Source organism: Clostridium intestinale, assembly GCF_035905475.1.
Lineage (GTDB): Bacteria > Bacillota > Clostridia > Clostridiales > Clostridiaceae > Clostridium_T > Clostridium_T intestinale.
The window spans coordinates 1,864,728-1,881,385 of sequence record NZ_CP121166.1; the positions used below are offsets into that span (position 1 = coordinate 1,864,728).

The 16,658-nt window shown below is 31.1% G+C and carries 18 protein-coding genes; 5 read left to right on the top strand and 13 right to left on the bottom strand.

The window, feature by feature from the left end; translation table 11 throughout:
• Window positions 1–29: 29 nt before the first annotated feature.
• The 3 genes from hslO to P8F83_RS09650 all read right to left on the bottom strand — a co-directional run bounded on the left by hslO (window position 30) and on the right by P8F83_RS09650 (window position 1,972).
• On the bottom strand, window positions 30–908 hold the full coding sequence (gene hslO, locus P8F83_RS09640; RefSeq protein ID WP_326514435.1) for an Hsp33 family molecular chaperone HslO: 879 nt from the start codon (window positions 906–908) through the stop codon (window positions 30–32).
• A gap of 10 nt (window positions 909–918) precedes the next feature.
• Window positions 919–1,656, bottom strand: a complete 738-nt coding sequence (locus P8F83_RS09645; protein WP_326514436.1) for a class I SAM-dependent DNA methyltransferase — start codon at window positions 1,654–1,656, stop codon at window positions 919–921.
• Window positions 1,657–1,720: 64 nt separating this feature from the next.
• Window positions 1,721–1,972: an alpha/beta-type small acid-soluble spore protein gene (locus tag P8F83_RS09650; protein WP_073019855.1), complete on the bottom strand. Its 252-nt coding sequence runs from the start codon at window positions 1,970–1,972 to the stop codon at window positions 1,721–1,723.
• A 173-nt stretch (window positions 1,973–2,145) separates the two neighbouring features.
• On the opposite strand from P8F83_RS09650, the gene P8F83_RS09655 reads away from it, so the two are divergent.
• From P8F83_RS09655 to dapB, 3 genes are read left to right on the top strand one after another with little or no spacing between them, the layout of a single operon-like run.
• Window positions 2,146–3,138 carry an aspartate-semialdehyde dehydrogenase gene (locus P8F83_RS09655; protein WP_326514437.1) on the top strand — a complete coding sequence of 331 codons (993 nt, stop codon included), beginning with the start codon at window positions 2,146–2,148 and terminating at the stop codon, window positions 3,136–3,138.
• Window positions 3,139–3,155: 17 nt separating this feature from the next.
• Entirely contained in the window at window positions 3,156–4,037 is an 882-nt protein-coding gene (dapA, locus tag P8F83_RS09660) for a 4-hydroxy-tetrahydrodipicolinate synthase (protein WP_326514438.1), read from the top strand.
• 10 nt (window positions 4,038–4,047) lie between these two features.
• Complete coding sequence (gene dapB, locus P8F83_RS09665; RefSeq protein ID WP_326514439.1) at window positions 4,048–4,809, top strand: 4-hydroxy-tetrahydrodipicolinate reductase; 762 nt, start codon at window positions 4,048–4,050, stop codon at window positions 4,807–4,809.
• Window positions 4,810–4,908: 99 nt separating this feature from the next.
• On the opposite strand, the gene P8F83_RS09670 is transcribed toward dapB, so the two are convergent.
• The 7 genes from P8F83_RS09670 to P8F83_RS09700 all read right to left on the bottom strand — a co-directional run bounded on the left by P8F83_RS09670 (window position 4,909) and on the right by P8F83_RS09700 (window position 12,690).
• A complete protein-coding gene (locus tag P8F83_RS09670; protein WP_238906589.1) occupies window positions 4,909–6,561 on the bottom strand; it encodes a peptide ABC transporter substrate-binding protein in 1,653 nt (550 codons plus the stop codon).
• Between the two features lie 56 nt (window positions 6,562–6,617).
• Window positions 6,618–7,592, bottom strand: a complete 975-nt coding sequence (locus tag P8F83_RS09675) for an ABC transporter ATP-binding protein (RefSeq protein WP_238906590.1) — start codon at window positions 7,590–7,592, stop codon at window positions 6,618–6,620.
• Window positions 7,593–7,595: 3 nt separating this feature from the next.
• Window positions 7,596–8,603, bottom strand: a complete 1,008-nt coding sequence (locus P8F83_RS09680) for an ABC transporter ATP-binding protein (RefSeq protein WP_238906591.1) — start codon at window positions 8,601–8,603, stop codon at window positions 7,596–7,598.
• A gap of 12 nt (window positions 8,604–8,615) precedes the next feature.
• Entirely contained in the window at window positions 8,616–9,563 is a 948-nt protein-coding gene (locus tag P8F83_RS09685) for an ABC transporter permease (RefSeq protein ID WP_073019868.1), read from the bottom strand.
• Window positions 9,564–10,493: an ABC transporter permease gene (locus tag P8F83_RS09690; protein ID WP_073019869.1), complete on the bottom strand. Its 930-nt coding sequence runs from the start codon at window positions 10,491–10,493 to the stop codon at window positions 9,564–9,566.
• Window positions 10,494–11,014: 521 nt separating this feature from the next.
• Window positions 11,015–12,154: a pyridoxal phosphate-dependent aminotransferase gene (locus tag P8F83_RS09695; RefSeq protein WP_326514440.1), complete on the bottom strand. Its 1,140-nt coding sequence runs from the start codon at window positions 12,152–12,154 to the stop codon at window positions 11,015–11,017.
• Window positions 12,154–12,690: a cob(I)yrinic acid a,c-diamide adenosyltransferase gene (locus tag P8F83_RS09700; protein ID WP_326514441.1), complete on the bottom strand. Its 537-nt coding sequence runs from the start codon at window positions 12,688–12,690 to the stop codon at window positions 12,154–12,156. Before P8F83_RS09700 ends, P8F83_RS09695 begins: the two co-directional genes overlap by 1 nt.
• A gap of 138 nt (window positions 12,691–12,828) precedes the next feature.
• Between P8F83_RS09700 and dapD the strand changes: the two genes are divergently transcribed.
• Complete coding sequence (gene dapD / locus P8F83_RS09705) at window positions 12,829–13,539, top strand: 2,3,4,5-tetrahydropyridine-2,6-dicarboxylate N-acetyltransferase (RefSeq protein WP_326514442.1); 711 nt, start codon at window positions 12,829–12,831, stop codon at window positions 13,537–13,539.
• Between the two features lie 37 nt (window positions 13,540–13,576).
• On the opposite strand, the gene P8F83_RS09710 is transcribed toward dapD, so the two are convergent.
• Window positions 13,577–14,248: a single-stranded DNA-binding protein gene (locus tag P8F83_RS09710; protein WP_315108207.1), complete on the bottom strand. Its 672-nt coding sequence runs from the start codon at window positions 14,246–14,248 to the stop codon at window positions 13,577–13,579.
• 120 nt (window positions 14,249–14,368) lie between these two features.
• Window positions 14,369–15,076: a polysaccharide deacetylase family sporulation protein PdaB gene (pdaB, locus tag P8F83_RS09715; RefSeq protein ID WP_420022620.1), complete on the bottom strand. Its 708-nt coding sequence runs from the start codon at window positions 15,074–15,076 to the stop codon at window positions 14,369–14,371.
• A gap of 176 nt (window positions 15,077–15,252) precedes the next feature.
• Here pdaB and P8F83_RS09720 point away from each other — a divergent pair, with 176 nt between their 5' ends.
• Window positions 15,253–15,777, top strand: a complete 525-nt coding sequence (locus tag P8F83_RS09720; protein WP_315108208.1) for a DUF4364 family protein — start codon at window positions 15,253–15,255, stop codon at window positions 15,775–15,777.
• Here the strand turns inward: P8F83_RS09720 and P8F83_RS09725 are convergent.
• Window positions 15,766–16,653: a YncE family protein gene (locus P8F83_RS09725; RefSeq protein WP_315108210.1), complete on the bottom strand. Its 888-nt coding sequence runs from the start codon at window positions 16,651–16,653 to the stop codon at window positions 15,766–15,768. The two genes, P8F83_RS09720 and P8F83_RS09725, sit on opposite strands and share 12 nt — an antisense overlap.
• Window positions 16,654–16,658 lie beyond the last annotated feature (5 nt).

Below are 16,658 nucleotides of genomic sequence, written 5' to 3' on the forward strand. Positions count from 1 at the left end.
GCTTGTATTGTTTTCTTCTGGCTTTTTGATTATATTCTCTTTAATAGTTCCCCAACCTCTTCATTAGTAAACTTATATGAAGTATTACAGAAGTGACATATAATTTCTTCTTCTTTTCCTTCTTCATATATTTCAGTTAAATCTTTTCTACCTATACTTATTAAAGCTTTTTCCATACGCTCTCTAGAACAATTACAATTGTACTTAGGATGTAGTGTTTCGTGAATAACTAAGTCCATATCTTCAAATATATATTTGATTATATCTTCTATAGTTTTTCCTTGAGTCATCATTGTAGTTACAGAAGGTGTTTCTTCTAATCTATACATAAGTATATCTGCTAAAAACTCATCTGCTCCTGGCATCATCTGAATTATAAATCCTCCAGCAGCTTTTATACTATAATCCACATCTACAAGAACTCCTAAGGCAACTGCTGATGGAGTTTGCTCTGAAACTGTAAAGTAATATGATAAGTCTTCTGCAATCTCTCCTGTAGCTATAGGAACTTGTCCTATATAAGGATCTTTAAGTCCTAAATCTTTTATAACTGTCAAATTTCCATTAGTTCCTATGGCTCCACCTACATCTAATTTTCCATTAGCTTTTAAAAGTGGATTAACAAAAGGATTTCCAATAAATCCTTTAACACTGCCATCGTTATATGCAGTAACAGTAACGCCTTTAGCTTCTCCACCGCCTTTTATTTGAATTGTCAATACTTCTTTATCTGACTTTAACATAGTTCCCATAAGGGCTCCAGCACTAAGCATTCTTCCTAAGGCCGATGCTGCTGTAGGAGTACACTCATGTAATCTTGAACCTTCACTAACAAGCTTTGTAGTTTCTCCAGCAATTATTCTTATCATGCCACCTTTAGCGGTAGCTCTTATAATTCTATCTTCCATGTTAATCCTCCTATTTTCTAACAATATAAACTATTCTTTCACTTTTTTCACTTACAGGCTCATCACTATATCCATCATGTTTCTCCATGATCTCAAAACCTGAATCTCTAAGTATACTCTCTAGTTCCTTCTCATCATAAGCTCTTTCTGTATGATGTTCCTCAAACCTTCTATATAGTTCCCCCTCTTTTACAAAAAAGGTTAAATACATATCAACAATATCATCTTCTAGAGAGTTTTCCCAAGTATAAAATATCTCTTCAGTATTATAAGAGTATATGTTATCTCCTAATATCGTCTTAATTTTATAAGATGAATTAATATCAAAGATAAATACTCCTCCATTATCTAAGTGATTGTATACTCCTGTAAAATAACTTATTAACTCATTTTTTTCTAATATATAGTTAGTCGAATCCAATACGCAAGTAATTAAATTAAACTTCCTATTTAGATTTAACTCAGTCATATCTTGGCATAAAATTTTAAACTTAATTTTTTCTTTCCTCATCTTATCACTAGCTTCAATAAGCATATCTTCAGATAAGTCTACCAAAAAGGTATCTTTAAAATACCTAGCTAAATGAACTGATATATTACCTGTACCACAAGCTAAATCCAAATACAATAAATTATCACTAGAATATTGTTTATATTTATTAATTATGTAGTTTGATATTTCTTTATAATTTATATCATCATATATGAGTTTATCATATAGATAAGACAAATCTTTATAACATTCCATAATATAGTTCCCCCACAGTAAATCTTACTAAAATATATTATAGATTTAAGTTGAATAAGTCAACCTATTTTCTACCTAATATTTCATCATTACTTGGGATTTTAAGAGTTTTTTTACGTTTTGTCATAATTCCACCTATTCTTCCTGTCTCCTCTGCTGTAAGTCCTCCCCATCCAAATTCATCTACCTTATCTTTTAAACCTAGTTCTTCTGCAATTTCATATTTTAGTTTTTCTCTCAATTTTTCTACATCAGTTAATTCTTTATTGTTTTTAATCTTTGACTTTATTATTTTTTTCAAAGGTGTTTTACTCATAATTAACCCCCTATAAAAAGTATTTCACTTTATATTTTTTCTTTATGAGACAAAAATTATTCATATCATTGCTATTATTTATTCAAAAACCTTGATATTTAATATACTTTTCTCTATATTAGGATTATAATGATTAGTAAAGTCATTTTATTTATTTTTAGGAGGGGATTATTTTGTATAACGTGGCAATAGTTGGGGCTACTGGAAACGTAGGCAGAAAGTTTTTAGAAATTCTTCAAGAGAGGAACTTTCCAGTGAAAGAACTTTACTTGTTTGCTTCTGAAAGAAGTGAGGGTAAAGCATTAAAATTTAAAGGACAAGATATCCTTGTAGAAGCTACAAGAGAAGAAAATATTAAAGGCAAAAAAATAGACTTCGCTCTATTTTCAGCTGGTGGAGACACTTCATTAGAGTTTGCTCCAATTTTCTCTAAATACGGAGCTGTAGTAATTGATAATTCAAGTGCATGGAGAATGAATCCTGAGGTGCCACTAGTAGTACCTGAGGTAAATCCAGAAGATATAGATTGGAACAAAGGAATAATAGCAAATCCTAACTGTTCAACAATTCAAGCAGTTGTGGCTTTAAAGCCTCTTTACGATAAATATGGAATAAAAAGAATTATTTATTCAACCTATCAAGCAGTTTCTGGTGCAGGAATACAAGGAATTAAGGATTTAGAAGATGGATTAAAAGGTGAATCTCCAAAGAAATTCCCTTATCCTATAGCAGGTAATGTACTTCCTCATATAGATGTATTCACAGATAATGGATACACTAAAGAGGAAATTAAGATGATTGAAGAAACTAAAAAAATAATGCATAATCAAGATTTAAAAATCACTGCAACCACAGTAAGAGTTCCTGTTTTAAATTCTCATTCAGAAAGTATAAACGTTGAACTTGAAAATGAATTTGAAATAGAAGATATATTTTCTTTATTAAGCAACTCAACAGGAATAACTGTATATGATAATATTAGAGAGTTACAATATCCTACGGCTTTAGAAATCAGTGGCAAAGATGATGTTTATGTTGGAAGAATAAGACGAGATTTCTCCATAGACAACGGATTAAACTTATGGGTAGTTGCTGATAATATAAGAAAAGGAGCTGCTTTAAACGCTATTCAAATAGCAGAATTAATTATATCAAAAGAAAAATAAAATCGGAGGTTTAATTTATGTCTATTTTTACAGGTGCAGGCGTTGCTCTTGTTACTCCATTTAATGAATCAGGGGTAAATTTTCATAAGTTAAGAGAACTAATAGAATGGCAGATTTCTGAAGGAACAGATGCCATAATAATATGTGGAACTACTGGGGAAGCATCAACTATGAGCGAAAGTGAAAAAAAAGATGCTATAAAATTCACAGTAGATACTGTAAATGGGCGTATACCAGTTATAGCTGGTACAGGTACCAACAGCACAAAAACTTCTATACACATTAGTAAATGGGCTGAATCAATTGGAGTAGATGGTCTTCTTATAATTAATCCTTATTATAACAAAACTTCTCTAAAAGGACTCTATCATCATTTTAAAGCTATAAATGATGAGGTATCCATTCCAATAGTTGTTTACAATGTTCCATCAAGAACAGGTATGAACATTACTCCAAAATCTTTAGAAGCACTAAGTGAACTTGACAATATCAAGGCAGTTAAGGAAGCATCTGGTGATATAAGCCAAATTGCTCTAATTGCCTCAAAGCTAAAAGACAAAATCGATATTTACTCAGGAAATGATGATCAAATTGTTCCTATATTATCTCTAGGGGGGAAAGGTGTCATTTCCGTAGCATCAAATATTATCCCTAAAGTAATTCACGACATTTGTACCAACTATTTTGACGGTAATGTTAATGCTTCAATGAACCTTCAACTTGAATATTTAGAATTAATTAATACTCTTTTTATTGAAACAAATCCTATTCCAGTAAAAACAGCTTTAAATTTAATGAATATGAATGTTGGAGATTTAAGACTTCCTCTTTATGAAATGGAAGACATCAATAAAAACACACTTATAAATGTATTATTAAAATACAAACTAATGAAATAGGAGGAAGATTATGATTAAAGTTTTATTACATGGTTGTTCAGGTAGAATGGGTAAAGTTATATCTTCTACCGCTCTAAACTTTAATACTTTAAAGATTGTTGCTGGAATTGATAGGTTCAAATCTAATGAACTAGATTATCCTGTATTCACCTCTTTAGAGGAATGTACTGAAGATTATGATGTACTATTAGATTTCTCTTCTGCAGCTGCTTTAAAAAGTTTATTAGACTTTTCTAAAAAAACAAAAAAACCTATTGTAATATGTTCTACAGGTTTTACTCAAGAAGATTTGAATTTAATAGATGAAACATCAAATTTAATTCCTCTTTTCCGCTCAGGTAATATGAGTGTGGGTATAAACCTTATTAATAATCTATTAAGAAAAATAACTCCATTTTTATATAATAACTATGACATAGAAATAGTTGAAAAACATCATAATCAGAAATTAGACTCGCCATCTGGTACGGCTGTTCTTTTAGCAGATACTATAAAAGAATCAATCAGTGAAGAAACTAAGTTTGTTCATGGAAGAGAAGGAATTGCTAAAAGAGAGCATAAAGAAATCGGGATACATGCTGTTAGAGGTGGCGGAATTGTTGGTGATCATGAAGTTATTTTTGCTGGCGCTGGAGAAGTTATTGAACTAACTCACAAAGCCATCTCAAGAGAAGTTTTTGCAGTAGGTGCATTAAAAGCTTGTGAATATATGGGTAATATTTCTGAAGCAGGCTTATATGATATGGATGATGTTTTAAATCTTAAGTTCTAATCAAAACAAGACTAGTAGTTAAAACTATTAGTCTTGTTTTTTACTAAAGCATAAAAAAAAGCTGTCGCAATAATTTGCGACAGCTATTTTTAATTAATCTTAGTGAGCTTCAACAAATGCAGTTTGGAAGTAAACAAATCCTAATGGAGAAATGTGTACGTCTTTTACATAAGGTTTTAGACCCTTAGTTTGAGTGTAGTAGTATAATGGTATGATTGGCATATCTTCCATTAATTGAGCTTCTGCATCTTGCATGTACTCTACTCTCTTAGCAGCATCAGTTTCAGTTTTAGCTTTTCCGATTAATTCATCGTATTTAGCATTGCTGTAAGCAGCATCATTTTGTCCTGAACCTGTAACCCACATATCTAAGAATGTCATTGGGTCAACATAGTCACCTAACCAACCATGTCTAGCAATTGAGTAATTCTTTTGTTTTCTTGTAGTTTGGAATACAGCCCATTCTTGAGCTTTTATTTCTACATTGATTCCAAGATTAGTTTTCCACATATCTTGAACAGCTTGAGCAACTTGCTCATGACCAGCACCTGAGTTGTATAGAACTTCAATTGTTGGAAGTCCTTTTCCATCAGCATATCCAGCTTCAGCTAATAATTTCTTAGCTTCTGCCATATCGCCTTCTGGTTTGAAGTATTGAGTTTTAGCGAAGTCTTTTCCACCTGCAACATTTATTCCAGTTGGTACAAATGAGAATGCTGGCTCTTGACCGCCTTTAAGTATTGATACTAGGTCTTTTCTGTTTATAGCAAGGTTTAATGCTTTTCTAACTTTAGCATCAGATAATGCTTTTGCAGCATCAGCATTAATGTTTTTAGCGTTTGGTCCTACATTTATAACATAGAAGTAAGTTCCAAGATTTGGGAAAGTCTTAACTATGCCTTCTGATTTTCCAGCTTCGATTTCAACTGAAGGTACGCTATCAGTCATATCTAAATCTCCAGCTTTTAATGATGCATAAGCTGAGTTTTGATCTTCAACTAGTGTATATTTGATTGTGTCTAACTTAACGTCAGCTTTACCATAATAGTTGTCATTTTTAACAAAAGTTATAGAATCTTTTGGTAAAAACTCTTTCATTTTGAAAGCACCATTTGAGATATAAGTTTCTGGTTTGTTAGCCCAATCAGCATCTTTTTCTACAACATCTTTCTTAACTGGGAAATATGTTGGGAATGCAGCTAATGATAAGAAATATGGAGTTGGGTTTTCTAATGTAACTACAAGTGTAGATTCATCTGTAGCTTTAACTCCTACATCATCTTTCTTAGCTCCACCATTAGTGTTGTAAGACTCACCGTTTTTAAGATAATACATTTGGTAAGCATATTCAGCAGCTGTAGCTGGATCTAATGCTCTTTTCCAAGCGTATTCAAAATCACCAGCAGTAACTTGTGATCCATCAGACCATTTTGCATCTTTTCTTAACTTAAATGTATAAGTTAAGCCATCAGCGCTCATTTCATAGCTTTCAGCTACTCCAGCAACTGGTTGATCATTGTTATCTAGTTTCATTAATCCTTCGAAAGCATTAACTAAAACTATAGCCCCATCCACTGCAGAGTTTAATGCAGGATCAAGTGTCTTAGGGTTTGCACCTAAGTTATATCTTACGATTTGTTCAGCAGCTGCAGTTGAACCTGAGTCTTTTTTACCACAACCAGCAAGAACAGATAAGCTTAGTGCTACTGTTAAAGCTGTAGCAAAAATTCTTTTAAGCTTAGTATTTTTCATGTTTTTTCCCCCTCTAAATTTTATTTATGATAATTGCTTTGCAATTATTCGCTTAATTAATATAGATGACATGCCACATAATGTTCATTTCCTACATCCTTTAATTCAGGATCTATTTCTGCACATTTTGGCATAGCATACCTACATCTAGTTCTAAATCTACATCCAGATGGTGGATCTATTGGTGAAGGAAGGTCTCCTTCTAATACTATCCTTTGCATTGCTTTAGCAGCATCTGGATCTGGAATAGGTATAGCAGAAAGTAAAGCTTTAGTGTATGGATGTAGTGGTTCTGCATACAATTTGTTACTTTCAGCTTTCTCAACTAATCTTCCTAAATACATAACCCCTATATGAGTTGATATGTGTTTAACCATAGAAAGATCATGAGCTATAAATAAATATGTTATTCCTAACTCTTCTTGTAACTCTTCAAGCATATTAACAACCTGCGCTTGAATAGAAACATCAAGAGCAGATATAGGTTCATCACAAACTATAAAGCTAGGTTCAACAGCTAGAGCTCTAGCTATTCCTATTCTTTGTCTTTGACCACCTGAGAACTCATGTGGGTATCTATTAATATGGTCCCCATTCAATCCAACTTTATTCAATAAATCTCTAACTCTATCTATTCTTTCATTACCTTTTAGTAAGTTATGAATATCTAAGGCTTCCCCAACTATATCCCCGACAGTCATTCTTGGATTTAATGATGCATAAGGATCTTGGAAAATCATTTGCATTTTTTTTCTATATGGTAACATTTCTGAATCTGAAAGGTTTGTAATATCTTTCCCTTCAAATATTATATTACCTGATGTTGGTTTATATAACTTTAGAACAGTTCTTCCAGTAGTAGTTTTACCACATCCTGATTCTCCAACTAGTCCTAATGTTTCGCCTTCTTTTATATTAAAGCTTACTCTATCAACAGCTTTTACATAGCTCTTTTTTGAAAACATCCCTTTATTTACAGGGAAGTATTTAGTTAGTTCATTAACTTCTATAATTGTTTTCTTTTCTTTCATTTGTTACTCCCCCTTCTTAATAGGTGCTTCAACTTTAGGTGCATCAGGATGATTTAACCAACAAGCTGCGCTATGTCCCTCACCAATTTTAAGTAGTGGTGGTTGTTTTTCTATACATAACTTCATTGCATATTCACATCTTGCTGCAAAAGGACATCCAACTGGTGGGTTAAGTAAATCTGGTGGTTGACCTTCTATAGGTTTAAGTTTTTCTCTAATAATTTCCTTTGGATTTGGAACACTTCCTAAAAGACCCCAAGTATATGGATGTCTTGCTCTATAGAATATGTCTCTAACATCTCCAGATTCAACTATTATTCCACCATACATTACATTAATTCTATCACATACATCTGCAACTACTCCTAAATCATGAGTGATTAATATAATTGCAGTTCCTAATTCATTTTTAAGTTTTTTCATAAGCTCAAGTATTTGTGCTTGAATTGTTACATCCAAAGCAGTAGTTGGCTCATCAGCTATTAAGAACTTAGGATCACAGATTAAAGCCATCGCTATCATAACTCTTTGTCTCATACCACCAGAGAATTCATGAGGATATTGCTTCATTCTTTGTTCTGGGGAAGGTATTCCAACTAAATTTAGCATATCAACAGCTAACTTCTCAGCTTCTTTTTTTGATATTTTTCTATGTTTAATTAATGGTTCAGTTAATTGTTGACCTACAGTGAAAACTGGATTCAAACTTGTCATCGGGTCTTGGAATATCATCCCTATGTCATTTCCTCTAATTTTCTCCATTTCTTTCTCTGGCATATCTTTAATGTTTTTACCATCAAAGTTAACTTCTCCGCCAACAACTTTACCATTCTCTTGTAACAATTTCATTATACTCATCATGGTAACACTTTTACCTGAACCAGATTCTCCAACTATTCCTAAAGCTTCTCCTTTTGCTAAGGAAAAAGAAACTCCTCTAACAGCCTTTACTTCTCCTACATGAGTGAAGAAAGAGGTTCTCAAATCTTTAACGTCTAATATCTTTTCCATATCTAATTCCTCCTACTTTCTCTTCTTAGGATCCAATGCATCACTTAGTCCATCACCAAAAAGATTAAACGCTAAGATTATTAAGCATATAATCAAGGATGGGAAAAACAACTGATACGGATAAGTGTATATTGCTGTTTGACCATCATTTGCTAATGTTCCTAAAGATGCTCTTGGCGCTGCAACCCCTAAACCTATAAAGCTTAGGAATGCTTCAGTAAATATAGCTTGAGGTATTAATAATGTAAGTGTAACCATTATAGAACCCATAGCATTTGGAACTAGATGTCTAAATATAATTCTTTTTCCTGATGCACCAAGAGTTTTTGCTGCAAGAACGAACTCTTGACTCTTAAGTTGAAGAATTTCACCTCTTACTATTCTAGCCATATTAAGCCAATAAGTTATTGATATAGCAAGGATTATACTTCCAAGTCCACTTCCCGCTTGCCCTGGCTTTGACATAACAGTCATAAGTAAAATTACATATATAGTAGTAGGTATAGCATATAATATATCTACTATTCTCATCATTATATTATCTACCCTACCGCCAACGTATCCAGATATTCCTCCATAAATTACTCCTATAAATAGGTTAATTACAGCCGCAACTAATCCTATAATAAGAGAATATCTTGCACCATACATAGTTCTTACAAATAAGTCTCTTCCTAATGCATCTGTACCAAACCAGTGTTCTGCAGAAGGGCTTAAATTAGTTGTTTGTAAGTTATTCTTATCGTAAGTATATTGAGAAACCATAGGTACAATAATAGCCATCAAAGTTATAAATATAACCACTAATAGAGATATAAGTGCAACTTTATTGTTTTTTAATCTTCTCCATGCATCTTGCCAATAAGTAACTGTTGGTCTAGGTATTTGTTTTAATTGTTTTTCATCACCATTTAATGGTTGAAACATGTCTTTTGAAAATTCCACTTGTTCTACCTCCATCTAAGCTTCTGTGTTATCTAGTTTAATTCTTGGATCAATTACAACGTAAATCAAATCTACTAATAAGTTCGCAACAACAAGAAAAACGCAATAGAATACCGTAGCTCCTAATAAAACTGTATAGTCTCTATTAGTAACTGATTGCACGAACTCTCTTCCTAATCCCGGAATAGCAAACATTTTTTCTACAACAAATGATCCTGTTAAAATTGAAGCTATCAATGGACCTAAATATGTAACTACTGGTATTAAAGAATTTTTTAAAGCATGTTTAAAAATAACAGTAGTTTGACTTAAACCTTTTGCTTTTGCTGTTCTTATATAATCTGATTTCATAACATCTATAAGTCTGTTTCTTGATAATCTAGTAATAAATGCTGTTGATGAACCTGATAAAGCAATTACAGGCATTATATAGTTTTTCCAACTTGAAAAACCAGTAGCTGGAAGCAATCTCCATTTAACTGCAAAGAAGTATATCAGTACAGCAGCCACAACAAAGCTAGGTATAGTAACTCCCAACGTTGCCACGAACATCGATAATGAATCAGGCCACTTATCTTGATATAAAGCAGCAACAATTCCTAAAAGAATACCTAATACTAAAGATACAAGAATTGCAATTGCACCAACTTTTGCTGAAGCTGGGAATGAATATCCGATTAACCAGTTAACAGTTCTTCCTTTGTAAGTGTTTAATGAAACACCTAAATCACCCTTAACTAGATTTCCTATGTAGGTTTTATATTGTTCACCAAGTGGCTTGTCCAAACCATACTTAACCTCAAGATTTTTCTTTGTTTCAGCTGTCATTTTCTCTCCATCAAATGGACCACCAGGCATAAATCTCATTAAAAAGAAAACTGCCGTAGCAACTATGAATATTGTTACAATACTAGAAACTAGCCTTTTGAGCACATATTTTAACATGGACTCTTCTCCTCCTTTAATCTTTCGCCAAATACATACAAAATTTATTAATTATAATTATATTACACAAAACCAAAATGTCAATATAATATATTAATATTAATTTATAAATATTAATATATTATCAAATTAATAAATGGTTTTTTAACTATTTAATATGTATTTCAAAGGCACTTGTAATCGTTGCATTAATTATATATGCATGCTTTCCAAACACTTTATCTTATTTTTACTTTCACATTTTCCAAGGGGTAATTTCACCCCATTTGATGATAATTTAATAATAATCAATATAAAATTGCTAAGTTTTAATATTTATATGAAAATATTAAACTTTTGATGACAAAATATGATTTATTAACAACTTTTTATAATTATATATCTAGTATTCCTCATAATTCTATATAAAATACCCATAATAATCATTATTTAATTATCATAACTCTGCAATTACCTTTGTGATTTCTTAAACTAAGTATCCGCTTTCACATATTAAACAAAAAAAATCTTAAAGCAAAGCTTTAAGATTTTAATTCCAAAATAAAATCTTCTATTATATCCAAAGCTTTAGATAAATCTTCTTTTGAATAGCAATAGCTAATCCTAAAATATTTATCGCCACCTTTGCCGAAAGCATTTCCAGGAACACACGCAACCTTTCTTTCAAAAAGTAACCTTCTACAAAACTCTTGTGAAGATATGTTTAAGCTTTCAATAGATGGAAATATGTAAAAAGCTCCCTTTGGAAGAATAACATCTATATTCATGTCAACAAATCTATTATACACAAAATCTCTTCTATCAACAAATGTTTTTTTCATAATTTCTAAATTTTTTAACGCTTCTCTAAAACCATTAAAAACTCCCCATTGAATTATGGAGGGTGCACAAGATACATTGTACTGATGAACCTTCATAATCTCTTTCATGAAATTATTAGTTGTACATATATACCCAAGTCTTAATCCTGTCATTGAAAACATCTTTGAGAATCCACTTACATAAATAATATTTTCTTTAATATCGTCTATCTGTGCTATAGAATAATATTCATCATAACTTAATGATCCATATATCTCATCAGTAACAACCACTATGTTGTATTTTCTTATTATATCAGCTAATCTATCTCTATCTTCTTTAGATAATAATGCTCCAGTAGGATTAGATGGATATGAAAGCACCATGAGCTTTATATCATGTTTTATTATTTTATCTTCAATATCAGAAAAATCTAACGTAAAGTCCTTATTAAGGTTATAATTTATAACCTCACCGTCTATTACTGTTACTATACTTTCATAAGCAGGATAGCCTATTGATGGAACTAATACCTTATCCCCCTTATCAACAACAGCAGATAGAGCTGAATATAGCCCTTCGCTTCCTCCAATAGTTATACATACTTCATCACTATTATAATTTATTCCTAAAGTCTCTAGATACCTTGTTATTTCTTCTCTTAAAGGTAATATTCCTGCATTAGATGTATATTCTGTTTTATCTTCCTTTATGGCTTGTATAACTCCATTTTTTATACTTTCTGGAGTCTTAAAATCAGGTTGTCCTAATGTCAAAGATATAGCATCTGGTACTTCATTTACTAAATTAAAAAACTTTCTTATACCTGATATCTCTATTTTATTTACATTTCTATTCATTAATACTCTATCCCCCTTCTTGCATTTACCCCTTTTGAAAAATAATGTTTAACTTCTTTCATCTCTGTTATTAAATCTGCATAACCTGCAATGTTTTCTGATACATTTCTTCCCGTTAATATTACTTCAACATGATTTTGTTTTGATTTAATAAGTTCTAATACATCATCTTCACTTAAAAAATTATTTTTAAGTACTCCCATAACTTCATCTAGGATTAATACATCACATAAATCATTAGCTAATACTTCTTTTGCATAATTATACTCCTCAATTACCTCTTTTTTCAACTCTTCAATCTCTTCAGCTTTAAGAGTCCATACAAAACCTCTCTTCTTTTCCAATCTTACAAGCTTGAAATTGTCTCCAAGATTTTTTAATACATTTAACTCTCCAGTTTCATTGCTTTTAAGAAATTGAATCATAACTATCCTTAGTCCGTTACCATAAGCTCTAATCCCTTGCCCTATAGCTGCAGTGGTTTTTCCTTTTCCATCACCTGTATATACTTGTATCATTCCTTTATCTAATTTCATATTATTTCTCCTTTATTCTTTAATATTTTAATAAAATCAAATTAAATCCACTTTACCCCTTTAAAGTATGGCTTTTTTTGTTTATAATTATTTATTATACCATGCAAAACATGGTAATATTATTGAAAGGGTGATAAAATGAGCTATAATTTTACAGATCCATACGAAATAGCTAGATTCATAAAGGAATCTAAGAAGTCTACTCCTGTTAAGGTTTATGTTAATGGAGACCTTAATGGTTGCGATATGGGAAGCATTGAATGGTATGGCACTGGTGAATTCTTTATACTTTTTGGAGAAAGTGATGAGATAACCAAGCTTATTTTAGACAACAAACATAAGATTAAACATTTTAGAGTTGAAAATGATAGAAGAAATTCTGCTATTCCTATGTTAAATCTTTTAGATGTAGATGCTAGAATTGAGCCAGGTGCAATAATAAGAGATAAGGTTACAATAGCTAAAAATGCTGTAATTATGATGGGTGCCATAATTAATATCGGAGCTGAAATAGGCGAAGGTACTATGGTAGACATGAATGCAGTTGTTGGTGCTAGAGGACAACTTGGTAAAAGAGTACATCTAGGAGCTGGCGCAGTTGTTGCAGGAGTTTTAGAACCACCTTCAAAAGAGCCATGTGTAATTGAGGATGATGTATTAATAGGTGCTAATGCTGTAATTCTTGAAGGAATTAAAATCGGTAAAGGTTCAGTTGTAGCTGCTGGTTCAGTAGTTGTTGATGATGTTCCTTCTGGTGTTGTTGTGGCAGGTACTCCAGCAAAAATAATAAAATATGTTGATGATAAAACAAAAAATAAGACTCAATTACTTGATGATCTTAGAAAATAATCTACATAAAAAAAAGGCTAGAAAATCTAGCCTTTTTTTACGCACCAAAAGATGCATCTTTATTTTCTTCTTGTGAGTCATAGGATTCTTCTTTATCAACTTTCTCCATTTTTGATATAGAAACCTCATATGCAACTTTTCTAACAATTTCATTTTCAGATATCTTTTTCTGATATTCTCTGCTTTGAAGTCTTCCCCATATTCTTATGTTATCTCCTACCTCTAAGCTTTGGCAGAATCTTGAATTTCTTCCCCAGGCTATAGTTGGTATATAGTCTGATTTATTATATGCTCTATTAACAGCTAAAAGCACATCCGCAATTTCTCTACCAAAAGGAGTTGTCCTATAAACTGGTTCCTTACATACATAACCATCTAAAAATATTTCATTAGGGTTTTTGCTTTTTTCTTCACAAGGAACTATGTTTCTTGCAAATACAGTTAATATCAATCTATTAGATCCATCTACAAATTTATTATAACTTCTTAGCTGTCCCTCAACCAATATATCTGCTCCTAGGTTTAGCTCTAGGTCTGTTAATAATCTTTCAGAAACTGTTATACTTAAAATATCTACTGAATCAGAAAGTCTTTGAACTTCTAGGTCAAAGCTGTAAAAACCCTCCCCATACATTTCATGAGAAAAATCTAGATTTGAAGCAACCCTGCCTTCTAAACAAATCTTATTATTTAACATTAAATTGTCCATCTTTACCCCTCTCTCCATTAGTTTTTAATATATTTCATCAATAGCCAATAATAGGAAGAAATTATATATATCAATTATAATACAATAGTTTTCAATTTTTCAATAAACAATTGTTAAATTTTATAAATTATTTTTTTGTATACCTTCTCCATTAATGAAATAATCTTTCTCATACAAAATTTCTTCAATTTTCTTAAATTCATATCCCTGATTTTTTAGATTTTTTATTATTTTATCTAAATTTGCCGGTGTATATTTGCCATTATTATGAAATAGAACTATTGAGCCATTTTTTACATTGTTAATTACTCTACTATATTCATATTCTTGTCCAGTTTCTTTCCAATCAAGTGAATCAACATCCCATTGAACTACTTTGTAGCCCATTTCATCAGCAACCTTCAATGTTTCATCATTATAAGATCCTGAGGGACATCTAAACATCTTCTTATTTTCTATACCATACTTCTTAAATATCTCTTCTGTCTTGTTTATTTCAGACTTCATTCTCTCTTTAGTTATCTTTTGAAAATCAGGATGCTCATAACTGTGATTTTCTATTTCGTGTCCTCCTTCTTTAATTGCAAGAAGTTTATCCGACTTATCCTCAGGATATATAACCCACTTCCCCATAACAAAAAATGTAGCTTTAACATCATTTTTCTTTAATACACTTAATATCTCCTCTAGGTAATCTCTTTCAGCCCAATTTACATCAAAAGTAAGTGCAACCCATTTCTCCTCCCTATCAACCCTATAAATAGGCATACTATTTACATTTGCTGAAGCTGAGTTACTGTCTCTAGCAATTAATATACTGATTAACATCAAGGATAAAAGTATAGTTACTAATAATGTACTTTTTATAATTAATCTTTTCAAATACTCACCACCTATTTATGGATTTTATAAATTATATTACATTTCTTAACCAATCATTACTTACTTCTCCCAATATTTTGTGTTATAATTGAATAAAATCACAATATATCGGAGGGACTAATATGCAGGAAAATTCTTTGGAATTAGCTGAAAACAAGCTTATCCTATTATATATAGTAAAAAATATTAAATATCCAGTAACTAAAACTCAATTAACAGATTTAGTTTTAGAAACAAGCTTTATAAATTATTTTACTCTCCAGCAATATATTGATGATTTAGACACATCTGGTTTTATAGAATATCAATATATAAATGAAAAACATTATATCCAGTTAACTGATAAAGGGGATAATGTTTTAACCTTTTTTGGAGACAGGATTTCTAAATCAAAAATAGCAATTTTAGATAGTTATATAGTTGAAAAAAGGGAGTCAATAAAAAAGGAGCTAACCATTCATAGTGATTACACACCTGATGATAATAACTCCTTTATAGTAACTCTAAAAGCATTAGAAAATAACTCCTTATTAATTGATCTAAAACTAAGCGTAGGTTCAAAAAAACAGGCCATTGACTTATGCTCTAAATGGAAAGAAAATTCTTCTGAAATTTATACTAAAATAATTAATTCATTAATACAATAGATTATAATAAACCATAGCATTAGGTTCATTTCCTAAAGTTATGGTTTTTTCTAATTTCTTTGTAATACAATCAACAACTATTAGTTTATTTTTGAAATTGTCTGCTATATATAATTTATCTCCATTTAAAAGTATACCTCTTGGCATTCCTCCTAAGCTAATCTTCTCTAATTTTTCAAGCTTTAAATCCACTATACTAACGCTTCCTTCTTCAAAATTAGAAACATATATCTTATCTTCACTTGTAAAAAAATCTACTGGTCCATATCCCACTTTATATTTGTATCTTATACTCTCATTTTCTATATCGTACTTAGTTATACTTCCTGGAACATGCATACCTAAACAACTTTCACAGACAACTATACCTTTTGAATCATCCGTAATTCTACACTTTGTTGGAAATTCGCCAACTGAGATGTCTTTTATCTTTATATCCTTATTGCAATCTACTATACTTATTTTATTAGATTGCATGTTTACTATAGCAGCCATGCCACACTTATTTATATCTATACTGTGAGGATATAAATCTAAAGCTATTTCTTTTATTATTTTCTCTTCATTTAAGTCATAAATAACTAGGCTATTACTTTCTCCGCATACAACATATATTTTGTTTAAATACACTTTTACATCACTAGGATGAGCACCTACATAAATATTCTTTTGTTCTTTCTTATCTCTTATCGAAACAAAAGAAATGGAATTACTGTAGCTATTAGCCGTTACTATAAATTCACTCCATAGACATATTCCATGAGGACCTGAAGGGCATTCTCCTAAAGTAATCGGGCAGGTTCCCACTTTATAATCATTTATGTCTATAAAGGAAAGTGAATTAGATGCAATGTTACAAACACATATACCTTCCAACTTTA